The sequence below is a fragment of the Mesosutterella multiformis genome, assembly GCF_003402575.1.
Taxonomy (GTDB): domain Bacteria; phylum Pseudomonadota; class Gammaproteobacteria; order Burkholderiales; family Burkholderiaceae_F; genus Mesosutterella; species Mesosutterella multiformis.
Window position 1 is genome coordinate 202,657 of the sequence record NZ_BGZJ01000001.1, and the last position, 26,737, is coordinate 229,393.

Genomic DNA, 26,737 nt, shown 5'->3' on the forward strand with positions numbered 1-26,737 from the left:
ATCTCAGAGTCACCCACAAAATTTTCCTCACCCTCCGGGTCTTAATTACTTTTCTTAGATCCCGATTAAGGCTCTCTATGGCATTGGTTGTATAAATAAGTCTGCGGATATTTGGGGAAAAATCAAAGAAGGGGATCACCTTATCCCAGGAATCGATCCACTGTTTGGCGATGTAAGGGTATCTGAGCCCCAGTTCCGACTGTGCAAAAGCGTCCAGTTCCTTCCGCGCATCAGCCGCGTTTACGGCCCGGTAAATGGGCTTCAGCGCGCCGGCTACGGCCTTGTAATCCTTATATCCGACGAATTTCAGACTGTTCCTGATCAGGTGAACAATGCAGGTCTGCAGCAGAGTGTTGGGAAAGGCAGCTTCAAGCGCCTCCTTCATTCCCTTGAGTCCGTCTGTGACAGCAATCAGAATATCAGACACCCCCCTGTTTTTGAGTTCAGTGAAGACCTTAAGCCAATATTTTGCGCTTTCGTTATCAGCGACCCACATCCCCAAAACTTCCTTGCGGCCCTGGGCGTTTACGCCCAAGGCAAGATGGACCGCTTTCGGGGTAACAATGCCATTATCACCTCGGATTTTGACTCGAATAGCGTCAAAGAAAACAGTTGTATAAAACGGATCCAGAGGACGGTTCTGCCATTTTTCAACCTCAGGAAGGATGGCGTCCGTAACATCGCTGATAAATTCGGCACTGGTCTCCATACCGTATTCATCATAGAGAAAGCCTTGAATTTCCCGGGTTGAGAGCCCTCTGGCGTACAAGGCCAGAACCTTGTCCTCAAACCCCGCCAGCTGGCGTTTATGCTTAGGAACGACCCTCGGCTCAAACTCTCCCTTGCGGTCTCTGGGTACGTCAATACGGATATTTCCAAGGCTGGACGATTTGAGGGTTTTCGAACTATGCCCGTTACGCTCATTTTCGGTGACACGTTTACCGCCTCTTTCGTAACCGAGATGATTGGTCATTTCACCGTCAAGCATTTGAGTCAGCAGCCGACCGAGCATATGGGCCATAAGATTTTCCGCATCCTCTGCGGTATTAATCTCAAGCCCGGATTTCTTGGCGTTTTCTAAAATCTGTCCTGCAACACTATCCAAGGGGTCTGTCTTTCGTTTCATTTGAGGCTCCTCCAAGAGCAATTATCTCAGAGTCACCCACAAAATTTTCCTCACCCTCAGTTCATGAGCCACTATCATCATCTTACTCTTCGGGACAGAGTATTTATTTCGGCTTTAACGATTTCAGGCAAATCCCTGTCTGAAATTGCATGTGCGATTGGGAAAAATGTTTCTACGATCTCCCGCGAACTGAAGCGAAACAAGGCTGTATCGGCCCAGGATGGGGCTTCAGCTGCCTATGATCCCTGTGCCGCGCAGGCCCGATATCAGAGACAGAGAAAGCATTGCGGAAAGAGAAACATTCTGAAGTCTGACTCGTTGCTGACAAGGATTGTCTCAAATCTGCTGGTTAAGAAATTCTGGTCTCCGGAGCAGATTCAATACCGTCTCAGAAAGGAGCTGCCGAATCTAAGGATCAGCGCCACGACAATCTACCGAGGAATCAATTCTGGCTTTCTGGATCGCTTTGTGGATGGCCGAAAGATGTCCCGACACCTGCGACACCACGGTAAAACGCGTCACCGTAAAGGCATGACCGAGAGGCGAGGAAAGATCCAGATCACTCACAGCATTGAAGAGCGACCCCTGGAAGCTCAGAACAGATCTCGCCTGGGGGATTGGGAAGGCGATACCGTCATCGGAAAAAAGGGCGGAGCCTGCCTCACGACTCTGGTCGATAGGAAGTCCGGCTTTCTCTGTGGCGGGAAAACCGCTTCCAAGACTGCGGCCGATGTGTCTGCCGTAATTGAGAAATCTCTGTCAGATAAGGATCTGCGTACGATTACCGTAGATCGCGGAAAAGAATTTTCCTGGGCTGAAAAACTGGAGAAAGATCTCAGAACCAAAGTGTATTTCTGCTTGCCTCATCATCCATGGGAGAAAGGAAGTAATGAAAATACAAACGGACTTCTTAGAGACTTTTTCCCAAAAGGAATGAGTATCGATAAAATTTCTCAGGCAGAAGTTCAGAAACGGTTCAATGCTCTGAATTTCAGACCCAGAAAACGTCTCAATTGGAAGTGTCCGGCTGAAGTCTTTTATTCAGTAACTTTGCACTTGATTTGATAATTCACCATAAAAGTAATACACTCTTTAAAATTATATAAAAATAAACTGTTACCCATCAACTTTTTCACGCAGATTGTACCTTTCCCATTGATCACAGGACACTTTCTCTAACCTAAAATTTCTTTAGGGGGAAAGCTATGACGATCAAGAAGAAAGTGGAAACTTTAAGAACTAGTTCTGCGACTAGTCGTACGACTAGTAGTTCTTATTAGGAGACTTCCGGGATTGAGGCTGAGAAATTAGTGCCCGAAGTTCCCCGCATCTTGATGATCCTGATGACGCGGTGTCAGAAGATTCGTCTCCAGTGGTTGTCGTCAGGGAAACCAGGAAGCGCTGGACAGCTGAGCAGAAGCTGTCGATTATCAGGCTGACCTATCTGGACGGAAATACCATGTCCTCTGTCGCGCGGCAGTACGGCATATCCCCTGTGATGCTTTTTGCCTGGAGATCAAAGGCGAAGAAAGGGTTACTGACGTCAGGGCACAGTGCAGGTGAGAAAACTGTCCCAGCTTCTCAGTATGCGCAGGCGCTGGATAAAATCCAGCGCCTGCAAAAACTGCTTGGGAGAGCTGTTTCTGATAACGAGCTCCTCAAAGAAGCTGTGGAGATGATGTCAGGAGAAAAATTCAATACGCGCTGAGCCTGATACAAGAAGGGCACCCAATCAAGGGGTTTCCAGGGTGCTTGGTTTAGCACGCTCAAATCTTGAGATCATGCTCCACCGGAAAGAAAACTGGACTGACAAGAGGATAAAAGCCAACAGGACGGTCTCGCAGAGTCTGACCAATCTATTCTTTCTGACGTAATGGGAGTGCTGAAGGTATTTCCTTCGTTTGGGTACCGCCGAATCAGCGCGGTCATAGCCCAGAGGCGCAGAAACCTGGGCAAGCCACCGATACCATAAACGAATCTTCCGGATAATCCATCAATTTAATCTGACTTTGCCTCAGAAATTACCGCTGCATGGCTTTTCCTCCGATCACCGGGGACATATTGCTGTCGCTGAACTCGATCGCCGCTGGTGCTCAGATGGTCTCGAATTCAGATGCCTAAATGGTGAGATCGTCACCGCTACCTTCGTAATTGATTGCTGTGACAGGGGGTGTCTTTCTCTTGTCGCAAAATCAGGCAAGGGATTGACCCCCGCTATGGTGCGGGACGCCTTGATTATCGCCACAGAAAGAAGATTTGAAAATCTTTCAGGAAACCACGTCCTTGTGCAATTTCTGACGGATAACGGGGCAGCCTACACATCCATATCGACTCAGACCTCGTTTGCAGACTGGGGCTGATTGATTGCAAAACTCCGGTCTGCAGGCCGCAAAGCAACGGCATAGCAGAGGCTTCTATCAAAATCCTGAAACGGGATTATCTCCCTTTCAAAGATTTAACCAGCGCTTATACCGCAATGGAATCATTAGGAAAAGTACAGAATATTTATAACAGAATTCATACTCACTCGGCATTGGATTACCTGTCACAAAAGGATTTCCGTGAAATCAGATGTCCGTGCCCTAACCCTCTATCTCTTCCACTCCACAGGTATAAGTACAAACTTTAGCATTCAAGATTCGGGCTTGCTTAGAGCAATAGCAAAAACCCCCGAAACTCTTAAGAGTTTCGGGGGTTTACTTACAACTGGCGGAAGGGGAGGGATTCGAACCCTCGATAGGGCCAGGCCCTATGCCGCCTTTCCAGGGCGGTACATTCAACCACTCTGCCACCCTTCCAGGATGGGTTCCACTAAGGCTTTCAAGCCCGTCCCGAATAAAGGTTTACGTCTTCAGGACAACCAGCGTTACCGGCTAGCGAGACTTGAAATTATACGGATGCATATCACATTGTCAAGGCATAGCCACAACATTTTTTTCTGATTGCTGTCATAGGGACCGAGGGTGAGGAAAATTTTGTGGGTGACTCTGAGATAATTGCTCTTGGAGGAGCCTCAAATGAAACGAAAGACAGACCCCTTGGATAGTGTTGCAGGACAGATTTTAGAAAACGCCAAGAAATCCGGGCTTGAGATTAATACCGCAGAGGATGCGGAAAATCTTATGGCCCATATGCTCGGTCGGCTGCTGACTCAAATGCTTGACGGTGAAATGACCAATCATCTCGGTTACGAAAGAGGCGGTAAACGTGTCACCGAAAATGAGCGTAACGGGCATAGTTCGAAAACCCTCAAATCGTCCAGCCTTGGAAATATCCGTATTGACGTACCCAGAGACCGCAAGGGAGAGTTTGAGCCGAGGGTCGTTCCTAAGCATAAACGCCAGCTGGCGGGGTTTGAGGACAAGGTTCTGGCCTTGTACGCCAGAGGGCTCTCAACCCGGGAAATTCAAGGCTTTCTCTATGATGAATACGGTATGGAGACCAGTGCCGAATTTATCAGCGATGTTACGGACGCCATCCTTCCTGAGGTTGAAAAATGGCAGAACCGTCCTCTGGATCCGTTTTATACAACTGTTTTCTTTGACGCTATTCGAGTCAAAATCCGAGGTGATAATGGCATTGTTACCCCGAAAGCGGTCCATCTTGCCTTGGGCGTAAACGCCCAGGGCCGCAAGGAAGTTTTGGGGATGTGGGTCGCTGATAACGAAAGCGCAAAATATTGGCTTAAGGTCTTCACTGAACTCAAAAACAGGGGGGTGTCTGATATTCTGATTGCTGTCACAGACGGACTCAAGGGAATGAAGGAGGCGCTTGAAGCTGCCTTTCCCAACACTCTGCTGCAGACCTGCATTGTTCACCTGATCAGGAACAGTCTGAAATTCGTCGGATATAAGGATTACAAGGCCGTAGCCGGCGCGCTGAAGCCCATTTACCGGGCCGTAAACGCGGCTGATGCGCGGAAGGAACTGGACGCTTTTGCACAGTCGGAACTGGGGCTCAGATACCCTTACATCGCCAAACAGTGGATCGATTCCTGGGATAAGGTGATCCCCTTCTTTGATTTTTCCCCAAATATCCGCAGACTTATTTATACAACCAATGCCATAGAGAGCCTTAATCGGGATCTAAGAAAAGTAATTAAGACCCGAGCTGCTTTCCCTACTGAAACGGCTGCTTTGAAACTTCTCTTTCTGGCAATCCGGAAAGTAGAGAAAAGATGGGTGCGGCCTTCTCCATACTGGAGTGCCGCTATGAGAGAATTGGTTGTGCTATTTGGTGACCGAATCACCCCCTACATCGATTAACCTTGAACGAGCCGCCCACAAAAAATTACACACCCTCTAGGGACCTCTGTCACCCTCTCAAAGTCATCCTTTTTCATCCTGTCATGCGTTCTTCTTTTCTTCTAAAATACTGTCCCCTACGACAAAAAGAGACGCCGAAAACGTCGCTATTCATAAACTCTGTTTCTCTAGAGGTACTTGTTTCATGGCACATGTTGTCTGTGATGGCTGCGTTAACTGCAAGCACACTGATTGCGTGGACGTCTGCCCGGTAGACGCTTTCCGCGAAGGTCCCAACTTCCTCGTGATCGATCCTGATGAATGCATCGACTGCGCGGTCTGCATTCCGGAGTGCCCGGAAGCCGCGATTTTCGCGGAGGAAGATGTTCCTGAAGATCAGCAGGAATATATCCAGATCAACGCGGAGCTTTCCAAGCAGTGGCCTTCCATCACCCGCAAGAAGCCCGCTCCTGATGACTGGGAGAAATGGTCTGGCGTGCCGAATAAGCTTCAGTACCTGAAGAGGTAAGCGAACGGTGGCTGATAAGACTCAGAGCCTCGCAGACCGCATAAACGACGCGCTGCCGCAGACCTTCTGCCGGCAGTGCGGCTTTGCGGGCTGTCGTGAGTACGCCGAAGCGGTTGCTGCCGGCCTTGCTCCCATTAACCGCTGTCCCCCAGGCGGCGATGAGGGCATTCATGCGCTTTCTCTTATCACGCATCAGCTCTACCTTCCTCTTGACCCTGAGTACGGTCGGGAACTTCCTTTTGCTGTCGCCCGGATCCGCGGTGACGAATGCATTGGCTGCGGCCGCTGTCGCAAGGTCTGTCCGGTAGACGCGATCACAGGCGGTCCCAAGCGTCTTCACGCTGTGATTGAGGATGCCTGCACCGGCTGCTCGCTCTGCCAGGCCGCGTGTCCGATTGCCTGTATCAGCATGGTGGAAACCGGGGCCGAGTGGACGCCCGAAAAGGCGTCTGCCGCCTCAAACCGTCATCAGGCCCGCAAGTCCCGCCTTGAGAGAGAATCCCTGGAACAGGAAGCCCGCTACGCGGCTCTGGGTCAGGGGGATCTCGCCCGCAAGAAGGCGGCTATCGAAGCCATCCTCGCGCTTGCCGCCAAAAAATAAGTTTCATCCAAATTCGGGAGGTGCTTTCACGTGAATTCAGCCGATATCCGGGAAATTTTCAGGCGCCTCGCCGAACTTCGTCCTGATCCCAAAAGCGAACTGAACTACCGGACGCCTTTTGAGCTCCTCGTTGCCGTTGTGCTTTCCGCGCAGGCGACCGATAAGAGCGTGAATGAGGCCACCAAAGTTCTTTACGCTCACGCAAACACCCCTGAGGCGATTCTCGCGCTCGGAGAAGAGGGACTCATCCCTTATATCAACAGGATCGGTCTCTACCGGAACAAAGCAAAACACGTGATCGGGCTCTGCTCCGAGCTGATCAAGCGCTTCAACGGCGAAGTTCCGGAAGACTTTGATGCGCTCTGCTCCCTTCCTGGTGTCGGGCACAAGACAGCAAACGTTGTTCTTAACGTCGCGTTCGGTCATCCCACAGTTGCTGTAGATACCCACATCTTCCGTGTCGCGAACCGGACCGGCATCGCCCCCGGGAAAACACCGGACGAAGTATCAGAAGCTATCGTCCGCGTCTGCCCGAAGGAATATCTCCATAACGCGCACCACTGGCTCCTTCTTCACGGCCGCTACTGCTGCACCGCGAGAAACCCGAAATGCTGGGAATGCCCGATCCGGGATCTCTGCGAATTTGACGAAAAGACACCTGCGCCGGAGGAAAAACCGATTCCTCATATCCTTCCCAAAAAAGAAGGCCGGAAACCGCGCGCCGCTTCCGCTTCCCGGAAGAAAAAGTCATCCTGACGCTTTTCCTCCATCACTCCAGGCCGGTTGCAGTTTCCGCTTTCTCTCAGCTCCGCTAACATAGATAGATTACGTTTTGAAATTTCCTCTCGGAATTTCGACGCGGTTTATTAGCGGCTAAAGAAAAAAGAGACAGCATATATGGAAGGAACGAAGCACCTCACGCCCAGGTATTCCCAGATGGCCCTTGGCCTTGCGGACGACATCCTGGGACCGATTCTCGCTGACGGCTCAAAACCGGATTTTATTTCGTTCGGCGGCGGTCTTCCCTGCCCAGAAGGTTTCCCTGTTGAAGCGCTGCGGGAAGCCTCCGACTGGTGCCTGAAGACCTACCCGAGCCGGTCTCTGCAGTATTCGGGACCGGAAGGAGAACCGGAACTCCGTGAGCAGATCGCCGCTTACGAAACTTCCCGCGGGAATCCGACGTCGCCTGACGAAATTCTTGTCACGTCAGGCAGTCAGCAGGCGCTTGATCTCTGCGGCCGGGTTTTCTGTGACCCGGGTTCAAAGATTCTGATTCAGCGTCCTTCCTATATTGGCGCCCTGGAAGCTTTCAACCTCTCTCAGCCGACGTACGTTGAAATGCCGTCTGATGCTGAAGGCGCGGCTCCGGCTGAAATCGGGGAAGAAGCGCGCGGTGTCCGGTTTGCCTATACGCTCGCCACTTACTGCAATCCGACCGGACAGACGATGAGCGCTGAGCGCCGGAAGCAGCTGATTGAAAAAGCCGAGCAGTACGATTTCTGGATCGTTGAAGACGATCCTTATGGCGAACTCTGGTACGAAAAGAAGCCTCCGATCTCCATCCGGAATCTGGCGCCGCACCGCACGATCCGCCTCTGCTCCTTCTCGAAGATCCTCGCCCCGGGTCTTCGCCTTGGCTACATCATCGCGCCGCGTGACGTGATTCAGATGTTCTCGAAGATCCAGAGCTACGCTGTCCTCTCCACTCCCTGCATCAATCAGCTCGTCGCTGCCCGAGTGCTCGCAAGCGGCCTTCTGAAGACGCATCTCCCGGAAGTCCGCGCGATCTACCGCGAGCATTCGTTCGATATGCAGCAGGCGCTTTCTGAATTCATGCCGAAAGACCCCGGCATCAGCTGGACCAGGCCAGAGGGCGGCATGTTTATCTGGCTTACGCTTCCGAAGCCGATTGACACGTTTGCCATGCTTCCGAAGGCGCTCCGGATGAAGCTTCTCTATGTGCCGGGATTCGCGTTCTACCCGAACTCCCCTGAGCAGAACCATATCCGACTTTCCTTTGTGACTGTTCCGAAGGAAAAGACGATTGAAGGTGTTCAGCGTCTCGCGGCTCTCGTGTCGGACGAACTCCGACGCCTCTGATCCCTCAAAGCAAAAAGGAACACCACGCCATGGCTCTGCCAAAAATTGAAATTCTGACGACAGGCGGCACGATTGCAGGAAAGGGAGAGAGTGAAACCGGCTCTTCTTACCACGCGGGAGAAGTTCCTGGAGACGAACTTGTCCGCTCAGTCCCTGGGCTCAGCCGGGTTGCTGATATTACAGTGCGGGAAATCGCCTCCATCCCTTCTCAGGACATGACAGAAGGCGTGTGGCTCGCCCTTCTCTCCGCGATCCGTGAGGACGCGGAGAAGTTTGACGGGTTCGTCATCACGCACGGCACTGACACTATGGAAGAAACCGCTTTCTTCCTTAGCCTCACCGTGCCGGCAGGAAAATCCGTTGTGATCACGGGAGCCATGCTCCCCTCCACCGCTCTTTCTTCTGACGGTCCTAAAAACCTCTATAACGCGGTTTCTGCCGCCGCGGCTCCCAAATCGTCTCGCTATGGTGTCATAGCCGCGATGAACGGAGAACTCTTCGCCGCCCGGGGGCTCTTCAAATCAAAGACGGTGGCGCTTGACACATTCAGTACCCGTTTCGGAGGTCCGATTGGCTGGACGCAGGGCGGTGTCACGCACTTCAGCGTGAGTCCCGCGCCTGAACGATCCCTTCCCTCTTTCCGGGACCTCGGGGCAATCCGCGAGAGTTCGCTTCCCAAAATCGCCTGCATCGCGGTCTGGGCTGGTTCTGACGGCGTTGCCGCATCCGCCTACATGGATGCCGGCTATCAGGGACTCGTCATTGAAGGTTTCGGTGACGGCAATATCCCCGGAGGTCTCCTCCCCACGCTGCGGCTTGCCGCGGAATCGGGGCTTGCTGTCGTACGGTCCAGCCGCTGTGCTTACGGCCCCGTGCTGGAAGCAGGAGAAATTAACGACGCTGAAAACGGATTTGTCTGCGGCGGAGCGCTTTCTGCCGCTCAGTGCCGTATTCTTCTGCAGCTCGCTCTCCTTAAGAACCCGAGAGCCAAGCGAACAGACCTCCAGAAACTCTTTTCCCAGTTTTAACCGACGCGAGACTATTCTCCATGCCGATACCCAGCGAATTCACCCCCATTCTGCAGTCACTCCCCCTTGTCTCATCCGAGTGGGATGAAGAGAACCGCACCCTGGTTCTCACGACCGGACTTCGCTATCCTGGCACCGAAGAGTCTGTGATGATCTTTGTGACAGAAGACGCTTCTATCGGCGGCTGGCAGGTGGATGACGGGGGATCAGCCGCGCTGCTCCTTTCTGACGCCGGTATCGCTCCGAACGCTCCCGGCATCACTGCGTATCTCAAGACCGCCTACGAAGAAAATGTTCTCATGATGGATGCGGGGCATAACTTCGGTATTCCGGTGTCGGATGCGGATGACCTCCTCGAGTCAGCGCTTGAAGTCGCGTCAGGCTCCCTGATGCTTTACGCCGTCGGCCGCTTTGGAGCCGCCTCTGAGTAATTGACCTCGCGATGTCTGAGTCTCTCGAATCCGCTTATCGGGGGCGCTTCGCGCCTTCCCCCACAGGGCTCCTTCACGCGGGGAGCCTCCTCGCCGCTCTTGCCTCGTGGCTTGACGCCCGGGCGCATGACGGCACCTGGCTGATCCGGATTGAGGATATCGATCCCCCGCGGGATATTCCCGGTGCCGGTGAGAAGATTATTGAGACACTCAGCCGCTTCGGTTTTGAGTCCGATGAACCGGTGCTGTGGCAGCATGACAGGCTTGACGCCTATCGGGAAACCGCCGCCCGGCTGGTTTCTGAAGGAAAGGCGTTTGGCTGCGCCTGCTCGCGGCACGATATCGCGGAGTGGCATCGGATCCACGGGGGCGATCCTTCGGTCTACCCGGGGATCTGCCGAAACGGCACCGGAGGTCGTAAACCCCGGGCCATCCGCTTCCGGGTTGATTCGGAGCCAGTCTCTTTTACGGACCGGCGTCTCGGGACGCTCACCCAGAATCTCGAAAAAGAGCTTGGCGACTTCGTGATCTGGCGAGCTGACAGTCTCCCCGCCTATCAGCTCGCGGTCGTCATGGATGACGGTCTGCAGGGCGTGACAGATATTGTCCGGGGTGAAGACCTCTATGGGAACACACCGCGTCAGATCGCCCTTCAGAGAGCTCTGGGACTCCCGACTCCGCGTTACCTCCACCTTCCGCTTGTGCTGAACGACCGGGGTGAGAAGCTCTCCAAACAGGGAGGGGCGACACCGGTGGATCCGGAGTCGCCCCTCATTGAACTTGAACGCGCCTGGCGGTCTCTGGGTTTCCGACCGCTCGGAGCGGATTCTGTTCCCGCTTTCCTTCGCGCCGCGCTTCCGCTCTGGCGCGAAGGCTGGGGAAACCGTTAGTCGTTCTTCCGGTTTTCTTCAGGAAGCCGCACTTCAACCGTTGTGCCCTTGCCGGGTTCGGAATCGATCACGAGTTCCGCCCCGATCTTCTTCGCGCGCTCTTCCATGATGGAAAGACCCACGTGACGGGCTTTCCGTTCCTCAGCGAGTTTCCGGTCAATACCGACGCCGTTATCCCGCACGCTTGCCACAAAGTCGCGGTTATTCATGATCCGCACTTCAACCTGAGAGGCTTTGGCGTGCTTCCGGATGTTGGAAAGCGCTTCCTGAATAATGAACGTCACCTGAAGCTTCTGCTTCTCGGTGAGGTTCGGGCCGTTACCGGAGAACTGCACCTTGGCGCTGACACCTGACTGCGCCTCAAAGCGCCGGGTCACGGTGAGCAGCGCGGTCTTGAAGTCTTCCTTATGAATCTTCTCGCGGAAATTGAGGAGCAGCTCGCGGACGTTCTCGTAACTCTCCTGGACACCCGCCTTGATCTGCTTCACGGTCTCATCCACCATCTGCTTATCGTTCCCCGCGAGCGCTGACTCAAGGAGCTGCACCTGCATGTTGAGGAAGGAAAGTGTCTGAGCGATCGAGTCGTGCAGACCCTGCGCCATGAAGGTGCGCTCCTGAACCACAGCAAACTGCCGCTCGCGTTCGTTCAGCCGATGGTTATCAATCGCGATGCCGAGATGCGTGCCGAAGGACTCGAGCTGCCGGAAGGCGGGCGACGCAATATCGCGGTTATCGCGGAAGAACACCTCAAACGTCCCGAGGCTTGTCTGGCCATTCCGGATATGGAATCCGTAAGACACCTGGAAGCCTTCTTTCACGAGTTCCTTCGCGGTGTCACGCGTTCCCTTCAGCAGATCAAAGCGTGTGGGAAGCGGCTTCTGATACGCGCGGTAAATCGGCGCGTCCGTGTCGCTCTCGCGGGACGACAGTTCCAGGAACCGCCCGGAGAGTCCGGACGAGGCCACAATGGAAAGCTTTCCGCTCTCATCCACCAGGCGCACCGCGCAGGCGTCGCTCCCGGTGTAGCTCCGGATCCGGTCGATAAAGCCCTCATTCATATCTTCGATTGACACGGCCTGCGAGAGGAACGTCGTCATCTCGTAAAGCTGCGAGAGGTTCGTGTTCTTTTCCTGCACTGAAGCGGTCTTCTCCGCGACCTTCGCTTCCAGATTGTCGTAGAGATCCTCGAGCCTCGACGCCATGCGGTTGAAGCCCTCCCCGATGCGGCCGAATTCGTCATTCGTTCCGACGTTCACACGGGCGGAAAGGTCTCCCGCGCGCACCTTATCAATCACCTCTCCGAGCTTATTCACCGGGCGGATTACCCAGCGCTTGAGGAGGAAGAGAATCACGAAGAGGCTGCCGATAGCGAGCGCGATGATCAGCGTCTGCAGATACCGCATCTGCCAGAGATAGCGAACGCGGTAATCTTCAATCCGATCCTTCAGGTGATTCAGAGCGCCGGTGTAGGAATTAAAGATCTCGGTGTCAATCGTCGCGCCGTTCTCCCGCTGCTGAAACAGCTGCGGACGCGCCTGCGTCTCCCAGACCTGGGTCGCCTTATTGATGGAGTCCTCGATATCCGGCGTATTCGGCACCTTGAAGGGCGACCAGAGATCGATATCGTGAAGCCCCTTGATCAGCGTGTTCGAAACCCGGATTTCCTCATCAAACATCTCCGGCGCGTAATTCGTGTTCGTGAAGACATTCGCGCGGTGGAAGTGGATCTTGATTTCGTTTACCTGGTTCAGCGCGGCGGCGGACGACTCCGCGTTCCAGCTGAGCAGCATCGTATAGGCCACAACACCGACCACAAAAGAGACCCACGCCGCCGTGAGTGCGAGAAGCCTCATTGAGAGGCTGTGAAACTTCTGAACCTGCATAGGAAATATTTCCGGATTTTTGCTGCCTGAACCGGGCAGATAACTGTAGAAAAATTCGCTGAATACTATACAAAAGAAAAGCCGCACGGCGAATAATTATTTTTCCGCCGCACGGCTTCAAAGGGACTAGTCCCTCTTTCGTTCAGCTCAGAGGAGCCTTACATTCCCCTCTTCATCCTCAGGGGGCAGGTTTTCAACGGCAGGAGACGGATCCTTCCCCGCGGGCAGCGCCCGGAGCCCCGTTACCCGGATCAGGCGGGGAGAGACACCGCGTCCCTTCCTCGTCCGGTGCAGCGTGTATTCAGCAAGCTTCGCGCCGCTCACCGTCTCTTCACGCGGCTGCTTCGCGCGGCCCTCTCCGATCACCGCGACACCGGAGGCTGTAATCGGGATCGCCGCGACTATCTTCTCATCCGGCTCAAGCCCCATCAGAGAAACGCCGAGGCCGCCAGACGGCAGCATCCGCATTTCGGAGATCGGGAAGACAAGAAGTCTGCCGTGCTCAGAAAGCACCGCGATAAATTCGTCCTCCGCCTTGATCGGCACGGGTTCAAGCGCCCGTCCTTCATCGACTCGGACAAAGGATTTGCCGCTCCGGACACGCGCCGGCATATCGCCGAGCTTCGAAATAAAGCCGTAGCCCTTCGTTCCGGCGAGGAACATCTTCTGATCGGCAGGGCCGCAGAAGATACCGACAATCTCGGTTCCAGGCTCAAGATCGATAAAGCTCGTGAGAGGCAGCCCGTCGCCGCGCGACCCGGGTAGCGCCGAAACGGCGATTGAGTAGGAGCGCCCCGAACTCGAAATCAGAATGAGCGTCTCCGTGCTCCGGCATTCGATCGAACGTCCAGGTCCGTCACCGATCTTGTAATTCATGAGCGAAATATCATGCCCATGCCCGGACCGCGTTCGGATAAAGCCCTTCTCGGAGAAAACAATCGTGACCGGTTCATCGAGCACCTGAGGCGCGGCCTGAAGCGGAGCCGCTTCTTCGACAAGCGTCCTGCGGTCATCCCCGTAGGTCTTCGCGTCAGACTCAATTTCGCGCGCCACCGCAGTGGCAAGACGCCGGTCAGACGATAGAAGCCGCGTCAGGCTCTTCTCTTCATCCCGGCACGACTCAAGCTCAGACTTGATCTGAGCCTCGGACAGCCGGGAGAGCTGCCGCAGCTTGATTTCCAGAATGTCCTCAGCCTGACGCTCAGAGAGACTGAAGCGGCGCATCAGTTCGGGCTTCGGCTCATCGCTCTCCCGGATCACCGCAATCACCTCATCCACGTGGAGAAGCGCGATGGTGCGGCCTTCGAGAATATGGATCCGATCCTGCACCTTCGCGAGGCGCGCTTCCGTTCTGCGGCGGACCGTCGCCACGCGGAACGCCACCCACTCGGAAAGAATCTCAAGAAGCGGTTTCTGACGGGGTTTCCCGTCACTCCCGATCATCACGAGATTCATCGGCGCGTTGCTCTCGAGACTCGTCTGCGAGAAGAGCGCCGCGATAAAGGCGTTCCGATCGACTTTAGACGTCTTCGGCTCAAAAACGAGCCGCACCGGCACGTTTTTATCCGACTCATCGCGGACGTGCGAAAGGAGCGCGAGCATCGCGCTCTTTGTCTGCTGCTGCTCCGGAGTCAGCGTCTTCTTCCCGGCCTTCGGGCGCGGGTTCGTGATCGTCTCGATTTCAGAAAGCACCTGAGCGGTCGAAGTCTGCGGCGGAAGCTCCGTCACAATGAGACGCCACTGGTTATGCGACATCTCCTCAAACTCATACCGGGCGCGGACGCGAAGCGTGCCGCGGCCGGTCCGGTACGTTTCCCGGATCACCGAAGGAGAAGAAATAATCTGGCCGCCGCCCGGATAGTCCGGGGCAGGGAGCACCGCGAGCACGTCATCAAGCGTCGCGTCAGGCTTCTCAAGAAGCAGCTCGCAAGCCGCAGCCACTTCCCGGAGGTTATGAGGCGGAATTTCCGTTGCCATACCGACCGCGATGCCGCTCGCGCCATTCAGCAGTACAAACGGGAGCCGCGCCGGGAGCACCGCCGGTTCCTTGAACGCCCCGTCGTAATTCGGGATGAAGTCCACCGTGCCAAGATCGATTTCAGAAAGCAGCAGTTCGGAAATCTTCGTGAGGCGGGCTTCCGTGTAACGCATGGCGGCAGGGCCATCACCGTCACGGCTTCCGAAGTTTCCGTGACCATCCACAAGCGGATACCGGAGGCTGAAAGGCTGCGCCATGCGGACCATGGCGTCGTACGCCGACTGATCGCCGTGCGGATGGAATTTACCGAGCACATCGCCGACCACACGGGCGGACTTCACATAATTCTTATCAGCGGAGAGATGGAGCTCCTTCGCCATATCGAAGAGGATTCTGCGCTGCACAGGCTTCTGCCCGTCGCAGACATTCGGGAGCGCTCGGTCTGTCACCACCGAAATGGCGTAATCGAGATACGCGCGGCTCGCGAACCGGGCGAGCGTCAGCTTCCCCTCATCCTTTTCATCCGTCTCGTCCTCGCCGAGGAACTGTCCCATCAGCTGCAGGGCAGACGTTTCTTCAGCGGTTTCGGGTTCGTCACGGGAATCCGCCGCAGTCTCGTTCTCGTCCTCATCCACCGCTTCCATCTCTTCAGAATCCTGTTCCTCACCATCCGTAAACAGGGATTCCGTCGCGCCGTCTTCCGGATTCATGTCTTTCTTCGTCATTCAGTGCTGTTCCTTGTTTATCAGATGTCCGCGCGGGCCCGGTCACCGTAGCGTTCAAGCCACGTTCTCCGGGCTCCCGATTCCTTATGCCCCATCAGCATGGTCATCACGCTTTCTGTCTGAGCCTTGTCGACTTCACCCCAGGAGATCGGAAGAAGGCAGCGGGTATCCGGGTTCAGGGCGGTTTCTCCGAGTTCTGCCGCGCTCATCTCACCCAGGCCCTTGAATCGGGCAATGGTGAGATCCTCAGGATTGATCTTTTCCTTCGCGAGCTTCTGCTGCGTCCGGGCGAGTTCCCGGTCATCCAGGCAGTAGATCCGTCGCATCGGGCGGCGTCCCCTCGCCGGCACATCCACGCGGAAGAGCGGCGGCATTGCCACATAAACATGCCCCGCCTCAACAAGTCCCGGGAAATGCCGGAAGAAAAGCGTGAGGAGAAGCACCTGAATGTGAGATCCGTCGACGTCCGCGTCAGCAAGAATGCAGATCTTGCCGTAGCGGAGGTGCGAGAGATCCGCGTCGGACGCTTTCTTATGCGGGTTCACACCGATCGCGGTCGCGATGTCATGAATCACCTGGCTTGAGAAGAGTCTCGTTGGGGACACTTCCCAGGTGTTCAGAATCTTCCCCCGAAGCGGAAGCACGGCCTGGAATTCCTTATCGCGGCCGACCTTCGCGGAGCCTCCGGCGGAGTCACCTTCCACGAGATAGAGTTCGTTCCGCGTGATATCCGAGCTCTCACAATCCGTGAGTTTTCCAGGGAGCACCGCGACGCTCGATCCCTTCTTCCGGTCAATCTTCGGCGCGGACTGCTGACGCTTCTGCGCCTGATGGATCACGAGTTCCGCGAGCTTCTTCCCCTCTTCCACATGGTCATTCAGCCAGAACTCAAACTGCGGCGTCACAAAAGCGCTCACGAGTTTCAGAGCGTCACGGCTCGTCAGCTTATCCTTTGTCTGCCCCTGGAACTGAGGATCCAGCATCTTGCAGGAAAGCACATAGGACGCGCGGGAAAAGACGTCTTCCGCGAGAAGCTTCACGCCCTTCACGGCGAGCTGATGCGCATCGATGAAGTTCTTCATCGCCTGAAAGAGGCCGTCCTTCAAGCCATATTCATGCGTACCGCCTGAAGGCGTCGGAATGAGGTTCACATAGGACTCACGGACAAGCGGACCTTCCTCCGTCCACGCGACCACCCAGGAGGCACCCTCGCCTTCAGAAAAGGCTTCGGTATCAGGGCCTGCAAACCCTTCCGCCTCAAACGCGGGCACCGCGGGCGGAAACGCCATTTCGGATGCCAGATATTCGCCGAGCCCCCCTTCGTAAAGCCAGCGCTGATCGGTTCCGGCAATCTCGTTATGGAAGATCACTTCGCAGCCCGGCATCAGAACGGCTTTCGAGCGGAGCAGCCGCACGAGCTGTGACACTGGGATCACGGGAGAATCAAAGTACTTCGGATCCGGCCACGCAGTTACCCGGGTTCCGGTCTCGCTCTTACGCCTCGGGCTCTTTCTGGAAGCGAGCGGCTCATCGACAAACCCATCCTTAAAGGTAATCCGGCTTTCAAGCCCGTCGCGCCAGACCACCACTTCCATATGGGTGGAAAGCGCGTTGGTCACCGAAACGCCGACACCATGAAGACCGCCTGAAAACGCGTACGCGCCGCCTGACGCTTTATCAAACTTGCCGCCCGCGTGCAGTGACGTAAAGACCAGCTGCACCACCGGCTGCTTCTCTGTCGGATGCATGCCGACCGGAATACCGCGGCCGTTATCCTCAACCGTTACCGAATTATCCGGATGCAGCCACACCTCAATTTTTGAGCCAAACCCGGCGAGCACTTCGTCACTCGAGTTATCGACCACTTCCTGAATAATATGAAGCGGGTCGCAGGTGAGGGTATACATCCCCGGTCTTTCTTTCACCGGTTCGAGCCCCTTCAGGACCCGGACGCTCGACTCTACGTAGCTGCCAGCTTGTTTGCGTGTTGCCATGTTTTCTCTGAAAGGGGAAGAACGGGATCCGGCCCATTCTTCAGGTGACAATAGGAAGCAGCCTGGGAACCCGGAACGGGTTCTCAGGCATCTGAGACGTTCAATATTACCGCAAGACCTTTGCCTGACGCCTTCGGACTCAGAAAGCCTATCAGGGGGAGACGCCTGAAAGAGCGGCCTCAGAGATCCTTGATGAGAGAAAGGAACTCAAGGCGGGTCGCGGTGTTTTTAAGGAAATAGCCCCGCATGACAGAGGTCGTCATCGCGCAGTCATGCTCTTTCACGCCGCGCCACGACATGCACTCATGCTTCGCTTTCACGATGACCGCGAGGCCATACGGCTTGATGAGGCGTTCGAGCTCGTCGGCGAGCTGCACCGTCGCCTCTTCCTGAATCTGCGGGCGGGAGAAGATCCAGTTCGCGAGACGCGAGAACTTGGAAATGCCGATCACGTGGTCTGACGGAATCACGCCGATCCAGCACTGTCCCATGATCGGAACAAGGTGATGCGAGCAGGCGCTCCGGATCGCGATCGGTCCGACCGTGTAGATCTGGTTCAGCTGCTTCACGTTCGGGAACTCGGTGATCCGGGGGCGCTCCGTATAACGGCCGGAAAAGACTTCGCCGAGATACATCTTCGCCACGCGGTGAGCGGTCTCACGCGTGTTGTGATCGTTCTCTGTATCAATAAGGAGGGTTTCGAGCACGCCCTGGATTTTCTCCTCGAGCTCTGCCTCGAGCTGCGGCATTTCACCTTCGCGGATGTACTGCGCGATATTGTCGTTCGCGGCAAAGGGCGCGCCTGCCTCCCTGATGCGTTCACGAATCACGCTTGAAATCGGCTTTTCCTGATTGATGCCTTTTTCCATCCTTCTTACCTTTATTGATAGACAAGTCGCAGATACTGATTCAGGTCGAATCAGTTTTGGCGCTCAGCGGGAGCACCAATCTGAGAAGTTTAGTGGATTTCGGAAATTCCCATGCCGCCTGAGACAGATGTATCAGCAGGCTCGGAATTTTCTTCTTGGGGTATTGCAAAAATGAAAAAATCCAGAACCTTATCATTCGGTTACTGGATTATGGGCAGTACCATCCGCTGAGATTCTGAGGTGTAAAAAATCAAGAACTTACGGATACGTCCCAAAAATATTCATTCCTCTCTGCAGAAATGATGTCGGTTGGGACGTCTTAGATGTTTCTGTTCCTGCCAGGACCGTTATTCTCAGCAGGTCGGACATCTTACCCCAGCCACGAGCTGAAGTGAAGGCTGTCAGGCAAATGTCTGGGTTCTATCTCTTTCTTGCAGTACGTTGAGACGTCATAGAGCTGCGAACGAAATGCAGCCCCTTCAACCCGGATTTGACGCAAGGACATTTCCGGGACCATCCGACACAGATATGGGTGTCTTTTCCGTTCGAAGGCTTTATGTATTTCCGTAACTGAAGAGCAGCGTTTTAACCTTACGAAAACGCTTTAATTTTTATCCAGTTGGAATTATTCGGATAAAAAAAATGGTGCCCCCGCTGAGACTCGAACTCGGATCTAACCCTTAGGAGGGGCTCGTTCTATCCAGTTGAACTACGGGGACACCGGGGTTCCCGGACAGTCTCCGGGAACAGGGGTGACATTGTAGCCAAAAAAAGGTTTTTCCGCGACACACCGGATTTAACCGCCTTCCATTTGCGGTAGGATGATTCCGAAGCACGCGGTTTTCCTCTTTTTTAAGGCTTCAGCGCAAAACATGCAGATCCCATTAGATAACCTCAAAAGCAGTCTGCGGGACCGTATCGATCTTCTGATCAAGATCGGATTCGGTGTCGCTGTGGCGATCGGCTGCTACTTCGTGGTCGCTCCGTTTGCGACAGCAATTCTGATTTCCGCCATGCTCTGCGTCGTCACCTGGCCGTTCTTTATCCGGGTCGACACCATGCTCGGGCACCGGAGAACGCTGTCCGCTGTTCTCATGGTCGCGTTTCTTGCCGTGATCGTTCTGATCCCGCTCACTATTCTGGTCATTTTCCTCGCCCAGCAGGTATCAGCAACCATCATTCTGATCCGGGACTGGGTGGCGGCCGGGATGCCGCTTCCTGATTGGCTCTCCACGCTCCCCTGGGTGGGCGAATATCTCCACGCCCCGGTCGGGAAGATTCTCGAGTACCCGGAAGTCACCACCGCGCTGAAGCAGATCGCGACGGCCGCCTCGAAAGGTATCCTCACCTCAACCGCGTCGATCGTGAATGTCATTATTCAGATCCTGCTGATCGCGGCTATCGCTTTCGTCTTCTATCGGAACGGTGAATCGCTTGCGAATAAGGTTCAGGGGATTCTCGATAAAGTAGGCGGCAATCTTTCAAACGCCTTCAGCTCAATCCTTGTCAATACGACACGCTCTGTCGTATTCGGGATTTTCGGTACCGCTCTTGGCCAGGCGCTCCTCGCCTATATCGGCTTTTTCATCTGCGGTATTCCGAATAAAACACTGCTCGCGTTCCTCGTCTTTATCCTTTCCATGGTTCCGATGGGGCCGCCGCTTGTCTGGGTACCTGTCGCTATTGCGCTCTATCTGAAGGGAGAAATGGGATACGCCATCTTCCTCGCGCTCTGGGGAACGTTCGCGGTGTCAAGTGTCGATAATTTCCTGAAGCCCATGCTGATTTCGCAGGGGACTCCGCTTCCGATGGCGCTCGTGTTCCTCGGCGTGTTCGGCGGTCTTCTCTCCTTCGGGTTTCTTGGCATTCTGCTGGGGCCGATCTTCCTCTCGCTCGGTTCCGCCCTATTCACAGCCTGGTTAGCACAGCCTGAGAGACCAAACTCAAGTCAAACGAAAACAAAAAACGAGGAAAATACTCAGCCCACAGAATCTCATTGAAATAGGATTATTCATTGAATCCTACGAGAAACTGATCCCACAGATCGGCTGTATCGACGGTCTTAACTTAAATTGCCACCTATGAAATCCTCCCCCAAAGTCGCAATTATCCTTCCGGTTTTCAATACCGAAAAATATCTGAAAGAATGCTTAGACTCGATTATCAATCAAGATTACAAAAATATAATAATCTATGCTATCGATGACGGATCAACTGATAACTCTTTGAATATTTTAAATTATTACAGTAATAAAAATCCGGCTATACATGTACTCCACCAGAAAAATTCCGGCGTTTCCGCAGCCAGAAATCTAGCTCTCAACAGTATTGAACACGATGAATCTATAAAATATGTCTCCTTTGTAGATTCTGACGACATAATCTCGAAGGACTTTGTTTCGACTTTTGTGAAAGAGCTGACTTCAAAAAATGCAGATTATGGCGTTTGCGGGGTAATTAGTTTTGATAAAATAAATCGTTCTGACGATCACTTAAAATATAAAGAAACGATGGAACTAAGAGATTCTGACATATTCGAACAATATTTCAGTCTTGGAAAATGGAAAAACCAAGGCTCAACCAGTCATATCTTTATTGCCAATAGATTCTACAGCTCATCAATTGTAAAACATCTCCGATTCAACCCAAATCTTAAAGTTGGAGAAGATGTTGATTTTATTATAAATTTTTTAAGAAAAGCGCAAACTGGAGTATACATTCCGCAATGCAACTACTTTTACCGATTAAGAGCATCATCACTCTCAAAGGCTGATATATCGCCTTTGGAAAATATGCTGAACCTTGAGAATGATCTAAAAAAATCTCCAGAAAATTTATATCTAAAAAATTATATAAAAAAATCAATATTAGATGCTTGGTGGGGAACTTTAAAGCATGCATATACCACCAATAATGCAGAAGAAAAAATCACTTGCAAGAATAAATTCAGCACTATAAGAAAAATCAACGCAAGAATCTACGGAAGCAAATACGCAAGAAGATTGCTTATTTACAGACTGGGAGATAGTTTTATCAATTTATATTTTAAAATGAGAAAAAACAAAAATAATAATAATAATAAAAAGATATTTTATTTTGAATAAAATATTATAATAGTCAAATAATTAGCCTGAAATCCACCCAAGGATTTCAGGCTTTCGTTTTTTCAGAAACGGGCTTTTTCTGATCAGATACACATATCGTGCTTTCGATAATGCTTCAGCTCATCAATCGACTCCTGAATATCCGAAATCGCCTGATGCTTCGTTGACTTCACAGAAGTCCACACATCCTCAGGCTTCCAGCGGCGGACGAGCTCCTTGATGGATGAGACGTCAATCGAGCGATAGTGGAAGAAGTTCTCGAGCCTAGGCATCCAGCGCGCCATGAAGCGGCGGTCCTGGCCGATCGTGGAACCGCAGAGCGGGCTCTTCCCCGCAGGGACAAAGCGGGAAAACGTTTCGATGCAGATATCGGACGCTTCCTCTTCATCAATCGTGCTCGCAAGCACGCGGTCAATCAGACCGGACTTCCCGTGCGTCTTAGTATTCCACTCATCCATCGCGTCGAGGATTGACTTGTCCTGATGGATCGCGATCACCGGTCCCTCGTGAATCACATTCAGCTGCGCGTCCGTGATGATGGCCCCGAGCTCAATAATCCGGTTCACCTCGGGCTGCAGGCCCGTCATTTCAAGGTCAATCCAGATGAGGTTCGTTTCAGAGAAGAGCGGATCCCGCTTCGTATCAGTCATTTGCATTCCTTTTTACCAAACACGCGGCGGCCGTCTTCCGGACCGCGGTCTGTCATTTTCGCACTTTGCGCGGATCGCCGCCGGAATTCTATTTGCAGCTCCGCCGTTTCCGGGGTATGTTTGCAGAATCAATCACAAAGGATCCTACATGGCCCGACCCGCAAAACCCAAAAAATCCGCCGCTTCCGAGTCCCTGCTGACGGGACGCGTCACACGGAGCCACGGACGGCACCACTTCGTGCAGGGGCCTGACGGGGCACTCTACGAGGCCCACAGGCGGGGCCGGAAGGGAGACGTCGTGGTTGGAGACATGGTGCGCTACTCAGAACCTTCTGGCGGCGTTGTGGCGATCGAGGAAGTGCTTCCCCGCACGAGCCTCCTCTTCCGGAGTGACGAATGGCGGACCAAGGAGCTCGCGTCTAATATCGATCTCGTCGCGATTGTCTTCGCGAGCCGCCCGACCTTCAATCCGTGGTTCATCTGGAAGGCGCTCCTCGCCGCGACGAAAGCCGGCATCACGCCGATCGTGATCCGGAATAAAACGGACCTTGAAGAGGGGCGGGAAGAAGCGGACGCCGCTCTTCGGCAGCTTGAAGCCCTGGGATACGAAACCCTTTCCATTTCCGCGGGATCAAAGCCTGAAGAAGCAAAACCGATTCTCGAAACCCGTTTCGCGCATCACAAAACGCTTTTTGTCGGGCAGTCCGGCATGGGAAAGTCCACGATCCTCAATCTCCTCATTCCAGATGCCGGTGCTCGGACGCGGGAATTCTCCGAAGCACTCGACCTCGGGAAACAAACCACCACTGTCACCTGCTGGTACGACTATGGGGAAGACGGAGCCATTGTGGACTCCCCCGGGTTCCAGGAGTTCGGGCTTGAGCATCTCGATTTTGACGATGTGATTCTCGGGATGCCGGATATCCGGCAGTATGTCACGGGCTGCCGCTACTTCAACTGCCGGCATCTGAATGAGCCTCAGTGCGGTGTGAAGGACGCTGTGGCGCGGGGAGACATTGACCCAAAGCGTTACGAGTTCTACCGAGACACTGTGGAGCGCATACTGAAGCGCCCGAAGTACTGAGACTCCGGGCGGTTCTGAATTTCCTGCTTGGGCGCTGCATTACGCCGGCGCTACTTCTGGCACTTCGGGCAGTAGCGCGTGCCGCGTCCCGCGATCTTTGTCAGCTGGATCTCGGTTCCGCAGACCGTGCAGGGTTCGCCGTCACGGCCATACACCCGGAGATTCTCCACGTTTCCGCCTTCATGCCCGGCCCCATCGAGGAAATCCCTGAAGGTCGTGCCGCCGGCCTCAATCGACCCCAGCATCACGGACCGGATGGCCTCGCAGAGCTTCGCGGATTCCGCCTTGGTTACCCGGTCCGCGTGTCTTGAGGGCCGGATGCCGGCAAGAAAGAGCGCCTCATCCGCGTAGATATTCCCGACCCCGGCGACCACCGTCTGATCCAGAATCACCGCTTTGACAGCGCGGGAGGTCCCTTTCAGCTTCCGGTAAAGATAGTCCGGCGTAAAAGCGTCCCCGATCGCGTCGGGGCCGAGCGTGTCGTACCTCGAAATTCCGGTCTTCCCTTCGCTCGGAATGATCCAGAGGTCGCCAAGCGTCCGGACATCCCCGTACGTCAGTTTCCCGCGCTCAAGGCTGAACCGGATCCGGGTATAAGGCGGATCCGGAAGCGACTCATCCTCCTGAAACACGAGACGCCCCGTCATCCGGAGATGCACCATGAGGCTCTCCGGACCATCCAGCCTCAGAATCAGATACTTCCCCTTCCGGTCAGCGGCCCGGAATACCCGGTCCGTGAGAGTGCGTCTGAAGGCGTCTTCCGTCCGGTTCTTGATGAGACGGGGAAGATCCACCGTCACCGCCGTGATTCTGTCCCCGGGAAGCTTGGTGTCAAGGTAGCGTCTTACGGTTTCAACTTCTGGCAGTTCCGGCATTCCGATTCTCCTATCAGAAAAGAAAAAGCGATCAGTCCTCTTTCTTCGGCACAAGCGACGTGAAAAGCCCGGTGCCCATCGCGTTCTGGGGCTTTGCCTCATCCACCTTATCCAGCTGCTCCGCGATCTTCGCGCGGGCTTCGTCCACTTCCAGACGGTCCTCCGCCTCTTCCTTCACGGAGTCATTCGCAACCTTGAGGAAATCCGGAATAAAGATGTCAGACTCGGCGATATCGCCCTCTTCCACCAATTCCACGCGCATCACCTGGATCTCAAAGCGGAGCGTCCAGCCGGCGTAGGGGTGATTGCCGTCGAGCACCGCCATGCCGCCGCCGACATCCGTGATGATGTAGCCGCGCCCGTCATCCACCGGCACGCCGGGGATATGCGAGAACCGCATGCCTTTCTTCGGATTCTCGACCCCAAGCTTATCGACCGGGACAAGGTGCACGAGGTTTTCATCAAAATCCCCGAAGCTCTCCTCAGGTTCGAGCACGAGATCAAAGCGATCTCCTTCCTTATGCTTCAGAAGCGCCTGATCCATGCGCGGGAAAACGTCTTCCGCCCCGGCCCGCAGCGTCACGCCTTCCTCTCCCGTCTGATCGACGATATGGTCCCGGAGATCCCAGACCGTGACGAATACGGTGACGAGATCACCCTTTTCAATCTTCTTAGTCATTCTTTCCTGATTTCCTATTCTTTCCGCCGAAGGTTCAGGCGGCATCCGATGCGTTATTTCTTCTCTTCTGAATCCCGGCTTCCGACTTCATGCATCACCGATCCCTCGCGGGCATTCTCAGTCAGACGCCTGAGGAGTCTCGGGTCATTGATTTTCAGCAGTCCTTTCGGATTTTCGCCCCAGGCGTTCTCCCCCGCGCGGCTTTCCGTGATGAGAAGCGGAATAAAACCGATCGGGAAAAGCGCGAAAACGAGAATCGCCCAGAAGCCCGAGTGCGACATGTCGTGAAGGCGGCGAGCGGTCGCGCAGACCGCGAACCAGAGACCGATCGCGATCAGACCGCCCCCGAGCATCGGGGAGGCCCCGGACCGGAGCCCAAGCCACGCCGCCGCGAAGCCCGCCATCATAACAGCGAGCCAGAGTGCGAGTGCGCCTCCGAACCGGGCGCGTGTGAGACGCCCTGCGGTGGTCCAGGCGGCAATGTCCTTCAGTAACGGCGTTTCAGATAAAAGCGCCACAGAGAGAATCCTCCAGAATTACATAGAAAAAGGCGCAGCGAAGCCTCTTCTCACCCCAAATGCCCGGATGAGGAAAGGCTTCCCGCGCCCTTCAGTGGATCAGCCGGGAGGGAATTCTGTCCTTCGGACAGACTCTTCCCTCGCTCTGCCGATCAGCGGGTCTGTTCGCCAAGAAGCGTCAAAATCTTCGGCGCAACACCGGTCGTATCCGGACCGCCATTCGCGTTCAGCACGGTCACCCGGGTCTGATTGCCTTCGTCCGTCAGTTTGATCTGATAGGTCGGCGGTTCAACCGTCTTCGTCTGGCTGAAGAGGTTCGTGAAGAAGCCCTGTTCGCGCTTCTTCTCGGCTTCGTACGTCGGATCCAGATACTTCACGAGGAACCAGCCCTTCGTGCGGTCGCGGTCAGACACGGTGAAGTTCATGCGGTCAATCGCGAGGGCCGTACGACGCCAGGCGTGATCGAACGGTTCCTTGATGATGATCGCGGCGGCCTTGCCATCCGCGCCATTCACGATTTCGCTCTTATAGACCGGAGCCGCGGCCTTAGCGGCTGCCGTCCCCGCGGTCTTCTCAAGCGCTGCCTGCTTCGTCGACGGGAGATCCGCCTTCTTCAGATCGGGGTTGAACTCAGACTCAATCTTCTGAGCGAGCTTCGTCGCCATTTCGGCTTCAAGCTGCGGGTCACGCGGACCCGGCTGCCACACCGTCTGGTCGCCCTGATTGCCCTTCACCACTTCCACCATCGAGCGGTGCGTGATGTAGACATCCGTCGACCCATCCGGATTCCGTTCGAGGCGGCAGCGGTACTGATCACGCTCACCGGTCGAATAGACGGCGTCAATCAGCTTACCGAGCGTCGCGCGGATGATGTCCTGCGGGAGACGGGCCTTGTTTTCAGCCCATTCCGTTTCGATGTAACCGGTCTTCGGATCCTGATTCTTGATCGTGAGGCCGACAGAAGCCCAGAAGTCCTGCACCACGGGCCAGAGCTGCTGCGCCGGCACCTGGGTGTGGACCCAGCGGATATCGCCGTCACGCATCACCTTGGCGGTCACGGTTTCGGGGAGCACAGTCGACTGAGCGGCAGAGGTGCGGTTCGCGGCCGCGGCCTGCTGCCCCTGCTGCATGCTGCTCGCCGACACGTCACGCGTCCGCTGCGGGACGTTATAGAGGTTATCGTGCGGAACCTGGGAGAGATCCGGCGGAACTTCAAGCGGCGCGCGCGAGTTGCTTGACTCGTACTGAACCTTGTCGTTCGTGAACTGGGCACCGAGGTAAGAACAGGCGTTCAGGGCAACCGGAGTGACAGCAAGCACTGCAACACGCAGTAATTTCATCTTCATAACAGAATCCAAAAACCTCTTTTTACCGGGCAGCCTGTGCGAGAGATCTCTCAGACGGCCGCCCGGGGCGAGTCAAAAAGTAG

The 26,737-nt window shown here is 54.7% G+C and carries 22 protein-coding genes, 2 tRNA genes and 1 pseudogene; 13 read left to right on the forward strand and 12 right to left on the reverse strand.

The features are described from left to right. Window positions 1-34 precede the first annotated feature (34 nt). Window positions 35-1,126, reverse strand: a pseudogene (locus M4NBBH2_RS00900) (IS256 family transposase); the annotation flags it as partial. 63 nt (window positions 1,127-1,189) lie between these two features. On the opposite strand from M4NBBH2_RS00900, the gene M4NBBH2_RS00905 reads away from it, so the two are divergent. Together M4NBBH2_RS00905 and M4NBBH2_RS00910 are read left to right on the forward strand one after the other, a co-directional pair. Further along, on the forward strand, window positions 1,190-2,191 hold the full coding sequence (locus tag M4NBBH2_RS00905) for an IS30 family transposase (RefSeq protein WP_116269340.1): 1,002 nt from the start codon (window positions 1,190-1,192) through the stop codon (window positions 2,189-2,191). Between the two features lie 286 nt (window positions 2,192-2,477). Next, complete coding sequence (locus M4NBBH2_RS00910) at window positions 2,478-2,834, forward strand: transposase (protein WP_160117845.1); 357 nt, start codon at window positions 2,478-2,480, stop codon at window positions 2,832-2,834. 999 nt (window positions 2,835-3,833) lie between these two features. Here M4NBBH2_RS00910 and M4NBBH2_RS00915 read toward each other — a convergent pair. Then, a tRNA-Ser gene (locus tag M4NBBH2_RS00915) sits at window positions 3,834-3,924 on the reverse strand. A 219-nt stretch (window positions 3,925-4,143) separates the two neighbouring features. On the opposite strand from M4NBBH2_RS00915, the gene M4NBBH2_RS00920 reads away from it, so the two are divergent. The 8 genes from M4NBBH2_RS00920 to gluQRS all read left to right on the forward strand — a co-directional run bounded on the left by M4NBBH2_RS00920 (window position 4,144) and on the right by gluQRS (window position 10,949). Then, the gene (locus tag M4NBBH2_RS00920) at window positions 4,144-5,391 is read left to right on the forward strand and encodes an IS256 family transposase (RefSeq protein WP_116269219.1); all 1,248 of its coding nucleotides are present in this window, start codon (window positions 4,144-4,146) and stop codon (window positions 5,389-5,391) included. Between the two features lie 184 nt (window positions 5,392-5,575). After that, window positions 5,576-5,899: a ferredoxin FdxA gene (gene fdxA / locus M4NBBH2_RS00925; protein ID WP_022444410.1), complete on the forward strand. Its 324-nt coding sequence runs from the start codon at window positions 5,576-5,578 to the stop codon at window positions 5,897-5,899. Window positions 5,900-5,906: 7 nt separating this feature from the next. Further along, window positions 5,907-6,500, forward strand: coding sequence for an RnfABCDGE type electron transport complex subunit B (locus M4NBBH2_RS00930; RefSeq protein WP_116269342.1), 594 nt, complete (start codon window positions 5,907-5,909; stop codon window positions 6,498-6,500). A 30-nt stretch (window positions 6,501-6,530) separates the two neighbouring features. Continuing rightward, window positions 6,531-7,256 carry an endonuclease III gene (gene nth, locus M4NBBH2_RS00935; protein WP_022444408.1) on the forward strand — a complete coding sequence of 242 codons (726 nt, stop codon included), beginning with the start codon at window positions 6,531-6,533 and terminating at the stop codon, window positions 7,254-7,256. 141 nt (window positions 7,257-7,397) lie between these two features. Then, on the forward strand, window positions 7,398-8,600 hold the full coding sequence (locus tag M4NBBH2_RS00940; RefSeq protein WP_022444407.1) for an aminotransferase-like domain-containing protein: 1,203 nt from the start codon (window positions 7,398-7,400) through the stop codon (window positions 8,598-8,600). A 29-nt stretch (window positions 8,601-8,629) separates the two neighbouring features. Then, window positions 8,630-9,628: an asparaginase domain-containing protein gene (locus M4NBBH2_RS00945; protein ID WP_116269343.1), complete on the forward strand. Its 999-nt coding sequence runs from the start codon at window positions 8,630-8,632 to the stop codon at window positions 9,626-9,628. 20 nt (window positions 9,629-9,648) lie between these two features. After that, on the forward strand, window positions 9,649-10,059 hold the full coding sequence (locus tag M4NBBH2_RS00950; protein ID WP_116269344.1) for a hypothetical protein: 411 nt from the start codon (window positions 9,649-9,651) through the stop codon (window positions 10,057-10,059). 11 nt (window positions 10,060-10,070) lie between these two features. Beyond that, window positions 10,071-10,949, forward strand: coding sequence for a tRNA glutamyl-Q(34) synthetase GluQRS (gene gluQRS / locus M4NBBH2_RS00955; protein WP_116269345.1), 879 nt, complete (start codon window positions 10,071-10,073; stop codon window positions 10,947-10,949). Here the strand turns inward: gluQRS and M4NBBH2_RS00960 are convergent. The 5 genes from M4NBBH2_RS00960 to M4NBBH2_RS00980 all read right to left on the reverse strand — a co-directional run bounded on the left by M4NBBH2_RS00960 (window position 10,946) and on the right by M4NBBH2_RS00980 (window position 19,117). Continuing rightward, window positions 10,946-12,832 carry a histidine kinase gene (locus tag M4NBBH2_RS00960; protein ID WP_116269346.1) on the reverse strand — a complete coding sequence of 629 codons (1,887 nt, stop codon included), beginning with the start codon at window positions 12,830-12,832 and terminating at the stop codon, window positions 10,946-10,948. The two genes, gluQRS and M4NBBH2_RS00960, sit on opposite strands and share 4 nt — an antisense overlap. Window positions 12,833-12,979: 147 nt before the next feature. Then, the gene (gene parC, locus M4NBBH2_RS00965; RefSeq protein WP_116270553.1) at window positions 12,980-15,364 is read right to left on the reverse strand and encodes a DNA topoisomerase IV subunit A; all 2,385 of its coding nucleotides are present in this window, start codon (window positions 15,362-15,364) and stop codon (window positions 12,980-12,982) included. Between the two features lie 191 nt (window positions 15,365-15,555). Further along, on the reverse strand, window positions 15,556-17,529 hold the full coding sequence (locus M4NBBH2_RS00970) for a DNA topoisomerase IV subunit B (protein ID WP_116269347.1): 1,974 nt from the start codon (window positions 17,527-17,529) through the stop codon (window positions 15,556-15,558). A gap of 179 nt (window positions 17,530-17,708) precedes the next feature. Then, on the reverse strand, window positions 17,709-18,398 hold the full coding sequence (gene folE, locus M4NBBH2_RS00975) for a GTP cyclohydrolase I (RefSeq protein WP_022444400.1): 690 nt from the start codon (window positions 18,396-18,398) through the stop codon (window positions 17,709-17,711). A 643-nt stretch (window positions 18,399-19,041) separates the two neighbouring features. Further along, window positions 19,042-19,117 (reverse strand) — tRNA-Arg (locus M4NBBH2_RS00980). A 153-nt stretch (window positions 19,118-19,270) separates the two neighbouring features. On the opposite strand from M4NBBH2_RS00980, the gene M4NBBH2_RS00985 reads away from it, so the two are divergent. Beyond that, complete coding sequence (locus M4NBBH2_RS00985) at window positions 19,271-20,398, forward strand: AI-2E family transporter (protein ID WP_124944284.1); 1,128 nt, start codon at window positions 19,271-19,273, stop codon at window positions 20,396-20,398. A gap of 81 nt (window positions 20,399-20,479) precedes the next feature. Next, entirely contained in the window at window positions 20,480-21,502 is a 1,023-nt protein-coding gene (locus tag M4NBBH2_RS00990) for a glycosyltransferase family 2 protein (protein ID WP_116269349.1), read from the forward strand. Window positions 21,503-21,585: 83 nt separating this feature from the next. Here M4NBBH2_RS00990 and orn read toward each other — a convergent pair whose 3' ends face one another. Then, window positions 21,586-22,152: an oligoribonuclease gene (orn, locus tag M4NBBH2_RS00995; RefSeq protein WP_022444398.1), complete on the reverse strand. Its 567-nt coding sequence runs from the start codon at window positions 22,150-22,152 to the stop codon at window positions 21,586-21,588. A 148-nt stretch (window positions 22,153-22,300) separates the two neighbouring features. On the opposite strand from orn, the gene rsgA reads away from it, so the two are divergent. After that, on the forward strand, window positions 22,301-23,236 hold the full coding sequence (gene rsgA, locus M4NBBH2_RS01000; RefSeq protein ID WP_116269350.1) for a ribosome small subunit-dependent GTPase A: 936 nt from the start codon (window positions 22,301-22,303) through the stop codon (window positions 23,234-23,236). Between the two features lie 50 nt (window positions 23,237-23,286). On the opposite strand, the gene mutM is transcribed toward rsgA, so the two are convergent. From mutM to bamC, 4 genes are all read right to left on the reverse strand, one after another. Continuing rightward, complete coding sequence (mutM, locus tag M4NBBH2_RS01005) at window positions 23,287-24,111, reverse strand: bifunctional DNA-formamidopyrimidine glycosylase/DNA-(apurinic or apyrimidinic site) lyase (protein WP_116269351.1); 825 nt, start codon at window positions 24,109-24,111, stop codon at window positions 23,287-23,289. Between the two features lie 31 nt (window positions 24,112-24,142). Further along, window positions 24,143-24,790, reverse strand: a complete 648-nt coding sequence (locus M4NBBH2_RS01010; protein ID WP_160117844.1) for an FKBP-type peptidyl-prolyl cis-trans isomerase — start codon at window positions 24,788-24,790, stop codon at window positions 24,143-24,145. A gap of 53 nt (window positions 24,791-24,843) precedes the next feature. Then, a complete protein-coding gene (locus M4NBBH2_RS01015) occupies window positions 24,844-25,308 on the reverse strand; it encodes a DUF805 domain-containing protein (protein ID WP_160117843.1) in 465 nt (154 codons plus the stop codon). 152 nt (window positions 25,309-25,460) lie between these two features. After that, window positions 25,461-26,654 carry an NlpB/DapX family lipoprotein gene (bamC, locus tag M4NBBH2_RS01020; protein ID WP_238691361.1) on the reverse strand — a complete coding sequence of 398 codons (1,194 nt, stop codon included), beginning with the start codon at window positions 26,652-26,654 and terminating at the stop codon, window positions 25,461-25,463. Between the last annotated feature and the right edge of the window lie 83 nt (window positions 26,655-26,737).

Excerpts from the sequence above, each read along its gene's own strand:
- mutM (WP_116269351.1), bottom strand. The coding sequence starts at position 24,111 with ATGCCGGAACTGCCAGAAGTTGAAACCGTAAGACGCTACCTTGACACC.
- M4NBBH2_RS00960 (WP_116269346.1), bottom strand. The coding sequence starts at position 12,832 with ATGCAGGTTCAGAAGTTTCACAGCCTCTCAATGAGGCTTCTCGCACTC.
- fdxA (WP_022444410.1), top strand. The coding sequence starts at position 5,576 with ATGGCACATGTTGTCTGTGATGGCTGCGTTAACTGCAAGCACACTGAT.
- M4NBBH2_RS00920 (WP_116269219.1), top strand. The coding sequence starts at position 4,144 with ATGAAACGAAAGACAGACCCCTTGGATAGTGTTGCAGGACAGATTTTA.
- M4NBBH2_RS00905 (WP_116269340.1), top strand. The coding sequence starts at position 1,190 with ATGAGCCACTATCATCATCTTACTCTTCGGGACAGAGTATTTATTTCG.
- M4NBBH2_RS00950 (WP_116269344.1), top strand. The coding sequence starts at position 9,649 with ATGCCGATACCCAGCGAATTCACCCCCATTCTGCAGTCACTCCCCCTT.
- bamC (WP_238691361.1), bottom strand. The coding sequence starts at position 26,654 with ATGAAGATGAAATTACTGCGTGTTGCAGTGCTTGCTGTCACTCCGGTT.
- M4NBBH2_RS00970 (WP_116269347.1), bottom strand. The coding sequence starts at position 17,529 with ATGGCAACACGCAAACAAGCTGGCAGCTACGTAGAGTCGAGCGTCCGG.
- orn (WP_022444398.1), bottom strand. The coding sequence starts at position 22,152 with ATGACTGATACGAAGCGGGATCCGCTCTTCTCTGAAACGAACCTCATC.
- folE (WP_022444400.1), bottom strand. The coding sequence starts at position 18,398 with ATGGAAAAAGGCATCAATCAGGAAAAGCCGATTTCAAGCGTGATTCGT.
- M4NBBH2_RS00990 (WP_116269349.1), top strand. The coding sequence starts at position 20,480 with ATGAAATCCTCCCCCAAAGTCGCAATTATCCTTCCGGTTTTCAATACC.
- M4NBBH2_RS00940 (WP_022444407.1), top strand. The coding sequence starts at position 7,398 with ATGGAAGGAACGAAGCACCTCACGCCCAGGTATTCCCAGATGGCCCTT.
- rsgA (WP_116269350.1), top strand. The coding sequence starts at position 22,301 with ATGGCCCGACCCGCAAAACCCAAAAAATCCGCCGCTTCCGAGTCCCTG.
- M4NBBH2_RS00985 (WP_124944284.1), top strand. The coding sequence starts at position 19,271 with ATGCAGATCCCATTAGATAACCTCAAAAGCAGTCTGCGGGACCGTATC.
- M4NBBH2_RS01010 (WP_160117844.1), bottom strand. The coding sequence starts at position 24,790 with ATGACTAAGAAGATTGAAAAGGGTGATCTCGTCACCGTATTCGTCACG.
- gluQRS (WP_116269345.1), top strand. The coding sequence starts at position 10,071 with ATGTCTGAGTCTCTCGAATCCGCTTATCGGGGGCGCTTCGCGCCTTCC.
- parC (WP_116270553.1), bottom strand. The coding sequence starts at position 15,364 with ATGGGACAGTTCCTCGGCGAGGACGAGACGGATGAAAAGGATGAGGGG.
- M4NBBH2_RS00945 (WP_116269343.1), top strand. The coding sequence starts at position 8,630 with ATGGCTCTGCCAAAAATTGAAATTCTGACGACAGGCGGCACGATTGCA.